Source organism: Oscillospiraceae bacterium, assembly GCA_031265355.1.
Classification (GTDB): Bacteria; Bacillota; Clostridia; order Oscillospirales; family UBA929; genus JAIRTA01.
Genome location: JAISCT010000055.1, coordinates 1 through 2,960 on the forward strand (window position 1 = coordinate 1; position 2,960 = coordinate 2,960).

The 2,960-nt window shown below is 64.7% G+C and carries 2 protein-coding genes; one reads left to right on the forward strand and one right to left on the reverse strand.

From position 1 onward, the window contains the following. Positions 1-326 precede the first annotated feature (326 nt). Positions 327-1,028 (reverse strand): sporulation protein YunB, encoded by a 702-nt coding sequence (gene yunB, locus LBK75_08240; protein ID MDR1158275.1) that lies wholly within the window; start codon positions 1,026-1,028, stop codon positions 327-329. Between the two features lie 185 nt (positions 1,029-1,213). On the opposite strand from yunB, the gene ilvB reads away from it, so the two are divergent. Next, positions 1,214-2,797 (forward strand): biosynthetic-type acetolactate synthase large subunit, encoded by a 1,584-nt coding sequence (ilvB, locus tag LBK75_08245; GenBank protein ID MDR1158276.1) that lies wholly within the window; start codon positions 1,214-1,216, stop codon positions 2,795-2,797. Positions 2,798-2,960: the final 163 nt, after the last annotated feature.

Below are 2,960 nucleotides of genomic sequence, written 5' to 3' on the forward strand. Positions count from 1 at the left end.
ATCTCGTCATAGAGCGCGGAGCGGCAGTAGATGGCTGTTTTCCGTTTCATGCTGTGTTCCTTTCCCGGCTTTTGGCCGTGTGACCGTCAATCGTTCGTGTGCCGCAAACGTCCCGGCCGCCTTTTGTTAATGGACACACAATCTGTGTCCCTAACAGATTAGACCTTTAGGGTCTGTCGAAAAATAACCTGTACATTTGACTTGCCCTTTTGCGCCCCGGCCGCGTTGCCGGAACCCTTGAATATTACAAGTATTCGCGGAACCCGGCGCCTTGCCGGGACACAAAATTGCTGCGCCAACTGCACACTTTATTCCCCGACAGACCCTTACGACCCGGGCCTGGGAAAAATTTCATCACTGCCGAATTGCAGATAGCTCTCTGGCACGCTGCCGACGAGGATGGTCTCGGCGATGTTCACTTGGGCCTCCACATGGGTCTCCTCCTGCACGCCGGGCAGCAGTACGCCGATCGTCACGTCGATGCGCATGATGATCTGGTGGCGCGTTTGATTGATGCCGGCCGAGGTGAAGCTGCTCAGAAAACCGGAGTCCACCATGCCCACAGGGACGATCCGCACTGGGATCGACGGGCCGCGTCCCGAGAGCAGGTCGCCGTTTATGATGTTGCCGAGCGGAATCGACAGTTCCTCCGTGTCGGTGCTCCGCAGCCGGTCGAGGACCCGCTGCGTGACGGCGGCTTTGAGACGGTTGATCTTGACCATGTCCGTCTTGAGCGCCGTGATCTGCCCCGTCACGTCTTTTTCAAAATAGATGAGATCGCCGTATTGCAGATTCTCCGCGCTGATAATGTCGTCCACCGCGCGGTTGATCTCGCCGGTGGCCAGCGTATGCACCCGCGACAGCGCCATCTGGGCGGTGTAGGGGCGGATCTTGGCCTCGGCCCAGACGAAGAGGGCGACGAGAACCGCCAGCCCCAGCGCGGCCAGACGGAGCGCGCGCCGCCGGGGCAAAGCGGGCGGATGGGCGCGTCGCCGGGAACGCGGCGGACGCCCCCCAAATGCGGCCATGACGCCACCCCCTTTCTTCCTCGGCCTTCGGACGCCATATGCCATTGTATGTGCCCGGCGGCGGCGGTTTGACGATGATTTTACTTGACAAGGACTCCGGCCTGCCTGTATCTTGTATATATGACTGATGGGCGGCGGCTTTGTCCGGCGGAGGTGTCCGCCGTTTTGTCCGGGGTGCTGATGGTATGAATGGCGCGCGCATGATTGTGGATACGCTGATCGAAGAGGGCGTGGAGGTGCTGTTTGGGTATCCGGGCGGCGCCGTGTTGCCGATCTATGACGCGCTCTATGAGAGACGGGAGACCATCACCCATATTCTCACCTGCCACGAACAGGGCGCGGCCCACGCCGCCGACGGTTACGCCCGCGCGACCCGGCGGCCCGGCGTGGTGCTGGCCACCTCCGGCCCGGGTGCGACCAATCTGGTCACCGGCATCGCCGCAGCCTATATGGACTCCACACCGCTCGTCGCCCTGACCGGAAACGTGCCGCTCGCGCTGCTCGGCCGCGACAGTTTTCAGGAAGTAGACATCGCCGGCATCACGATGCCCATCACCAAGTACAACTTCATTGTCAAGAGCCCGGACGAGATCCAGGCCAGCGTGCGGGACGCCTTTGCCATCGCACAGTCCGGGCGGCCCGGACCGGTGCTTGTGGATATCCCGCGCGACATTGCTGAAGCCCCCTGCGGGGCGCAGCGCGAGAAACGGCACAGCCACGGCGTCCCTGTTCCCTCCGAGCGCGAGATGGACGAGTTCGTCCGTGCGCTGGCCCGTGCGCGGCGGCCCGTGCTGCTGATCGGCGGCGGCGTCGTGGCGGACGGCGCGGGTGTGACGGCCGCGATGCTGGCCGAACGGCTGGGCGCTCCGGTGTGCGCGACGCTGATGGGCCTGGGCGCGCTCCCTTGGGACCACTCGCTCTTTCTGGGCATGCTGGGGCGCCATGGGCTGCCGGAGGCCAACCGGGCCGTCGAGGCGTGCGATCTGCTGCTGGCGGTCGGCACCCGCTTTACCGAACGGGCAGCGGAGGACAGACGGCAGTTTGCCGGGCAGGCGCAGATCTTTCACATCGACATCGACCCGGCGGAGGTCAACAAAAACATTCCGGCCGACGCCGCGCTCTGCGGGCGGGCGGGCGCGGTGATGGAGGGGCTGCTCGCGCGGCTGCCGCCGCCGCGGGAACCGTGGGGGGCGGCCTTTACGCCGTTTACCCGGCGGGCGTTTCCGGAACCTGGCACGCCGCGCGCCTTGATCCATACCCTCTGGCGCCTCCGGACACCGGGTATGACCGTGGTCACGGACGTGGGCCAGCACCAGATGTGGACGGCGCAGACATATGGCTTTTCGCGGCCGGGCGAACTGATCACTTCGGGCGGACTCGGCGCCATGGGGTTTGGCCTCGGTGCCGCCATTGGCGTCGCGCTGGCCCGGCCGGGGCGGCGCGTGGCGCTGATCACGGGCGATGCGAGCTTGCACATGAACATGGCGGAGTTGGCTACGGCTGTGGCCCTGAACCTTCCGATCTCAATCTTTATGCTGGACAACGCCGGGTTGGGGCTGGTGCGTCAGCTTCAGGACGAACAGTGCGGCGGCCGCCGTTTCGCGGTGGCGCCCGGTCTGCGCACCGACTGGATCCGCCTCGCCGAGGCGATGGGCGCGCGCGGGCTGTCCATGGCCGGGCAGGCCCCGGAGAAGGTCATCCGAGAGGCTCTCACGGCCGAGGGACCCTGTCTGACGCACTGCCCGGTGGACCCCGCCTGCAACGCTTAGGGTCTGTCGAAAAATAACCTGTACATTTGACTTGCCCTTTTGTGCCCCGGCCGCGTTGCCGGAACCCTTGAATACTACAAGTATTCGCGGAACCCGGCGCCTTGCCGGGACACAAAATTGCTGCGCCAACTGCACACTTTATTTTCCGACAGACCCTGAGGGA

What these genes read in the sequence shown, in the direction of transcription:
- ilvB (MDR1158276.1), top strand. Translation starts at nt 1,214, where the DNA reads ATGAATGGCGCGCGCATGATTGTGGATACGCTGATCGAAGAGGGCGTG.
- yunB (MDR1158275.1), bottom strand. Translation starts at nt 1,028, where the DNA reads ATGGCCGCATTTGGGGGGCGTCCGCCGCGTTCCCGGCGACGCGCCCAT.